The organism is Thermogutta sp. (assembly GCF_014359955.1).
GTDB lineage: Bacteria > Planctomycetota > Planctomycetia > Pirellulales > Thermoguttaceae > Thermogutta.
In genome coordinates this window covers 1-1,796 of sequence record NZ_JACIYL010000860.1, presented here as the reverse complement: position 1 = coordinate 1,796, position 1,796 = coordinate 1, and the positions used below count along the sequence as shown (strand labels likewise).

Sequence of the window (1,796 nt, the reverse complement as noted above, 5' to 3'; positions counted from 1 at the left end):
CAAAAACCTAGGGCATGCCCCGAGCGCATGGTGTTGTTGGGGCAATTCATGAATTGCCCCTACCGGTGGCACGGCCTGGGTGGAACCGGGCCCTCCAATTCAACTATTGGAGGGACGCCTTCCCCGGCGTCCGTCGAACACGGAAGGGCACGCTCGTCGCGCCCGCCGAATAAAAGTGGTCTATCCAAGGCTGGAATGCGGACGTGACAGGCACGTCTCTCCGAGTATCCGTTCGGAGGGCACGCTCGTCGTGCTCGGTGTCGCTTCGCCACGTAGTGTCACGAGCGGGGTAGGGGCAATTCATGAATTGCCTCTACCATGACGCGAGTGAATTGGGGTGGATCATCCAAGGTAGATGAGTGGACCTGACAAGCAGGTCCCTCCAGATACGGACCTGACAAGCAGGTCCCTCCGAATATGGACGGACGAATATGACGTGACGAGGACGTCCCTCCGGGCTGAAGCCTGCTTCCGCCCAAGACGTTGTCCGGGTCCGTGCCGCTTTCTGCAGCAGAAAAGGGGAAATGACTCAAGTGCCCCAGGGGCTTTCGACCCGTCTTACCCGCGGTAAACCTCCCGCCTGCCCCGCGTCCGGACTCAGACCGCAGACAGGCTCCCCTCCTAAATAGGGAGTTCGACTCCGCTCAGAAAACGGTTTTCCGCCCTCGCCCAAATGTGTGCTAAACTTTTCACAGGATGCCTCGATACGCGATTCGGTCCCGATTTTTCACAGCGGCGTGCAAGGTCCGTCACACCATGCTGGAACGGTGTCTGTCGTTCGTGGATCGCTGGCTGAATTATCTAGGTCCTCGCGAATGGCTGATCGTGGCCGTCGTGGGACTTGCCGTGGGGGCCCTCTGGCTCCGCGGGTTCGGTTCGCGAATTGACTACTGACGCCCGTCGCCACCGAGCCTGGTTCAAGTGAGCCGTTCCCTGAGAGAAGTCGCGTTTTCGGTATCGGTTGCCACGATTGTTTCAGACGCCGCGGAAGCGGACAGGTCTTCCTCCGGATACGCGTCGGGCAGCTCGCGGAGTTTCCCTGTCCAGGCAACGATATTGCCCAGCAAGCGGACGTAGGCGTCCCCCACCTCAATGGAGCCGCCCGCCGGAATTTGCACCACGATCCGGTGCTCCCCCCAGTCCACCATGCCGCTGATCCAATGGGGAGCCACGTCGAACGCGAGAGCGGCTGTCCGACCAGCACCAAATCGGCCCACGACGAGCAGTGGCACCCTGTCCACCACGGAGACGTCCAACCTGTCACCCCTGTCTGTGATCGCAAGACGGTCACCGGCAAGCAGCGTGGTACCCTCCGGCTTCGGGAAAATACGATTGAACCCAGCGACCAGTGGCGGTTTATCCCAGGGAAGGCCGTCCGTGATCGGATGACGTTTTGCCATTCGGACGACGCACCCCTGCGGGCAGTTGACGCGGTCGTCAGACATACTGAGGTAGACGGGCAGCGCCTCGGCGATCGGGCGATTCACGTATTCTCCCACGCGGCCAAAGTAGCTCTCCCAGCCGCCGATCATGAGGAGCCCCGATCCCTGCGCCACGTGCTCTCTCAATCGCTTGAGCTGCGGCAGGGTAAACCCGACCGATGGATAATCGCTGATGACGTAGAGGGCAAACGGTTCCTTGAGCAACTCATCCGCAACCCGTCGCCGACTCGGAACATGCTCGTAGTCGAAGCCGCAGTATTCCATGACCCCGGCCAGATAAGCGGCTGGCCCTGTGAGTTCATCGTCACCGAAGTAACAAACGCGCGGAAGCATAACGACCTCATCCAAATTTTC

The 1,796-nt window shown here is 60.5% G+C and carries 2 protein-coding genes; one reads left to right on the top strand and one right to left on the bottom strand.

Going from position 1 to position 1,796, the window contains the following annotated elements; translation table 11 throughout:
• Positions 1–756 precede the first annotated feature (756 nt).
• Positions 757–894, top strand: a complete 138-nt coding sequence (locus H5U08_RS17650) for a hypothetical protein (RefSeq protein ID WP_297036117.1) — start codon at positions 757–759, stop codon at positions 892–894.
• Positions 895–917: 23 nt separating this feature from the next.
• Here H5U08_RS17650 and H5U08_RS17645 read toward each other — a convergent pair.
• On the bottom strand, positions 918–1,796 hold an 879-nt coding region (locus H5U08_RS17645), incomplete at its 5' end, for a glutamine amidotransferase (protein WP_297036114.1).

Coding starts and splice junctions, on each gene's coding strand:
- H5U08_RS17650 (WP_297036117.1), top strand. CDS start 757: ATGCTGGAACGGTGTCTGTCGTTCGTGGATCGCTGGCTGAATTATCTA.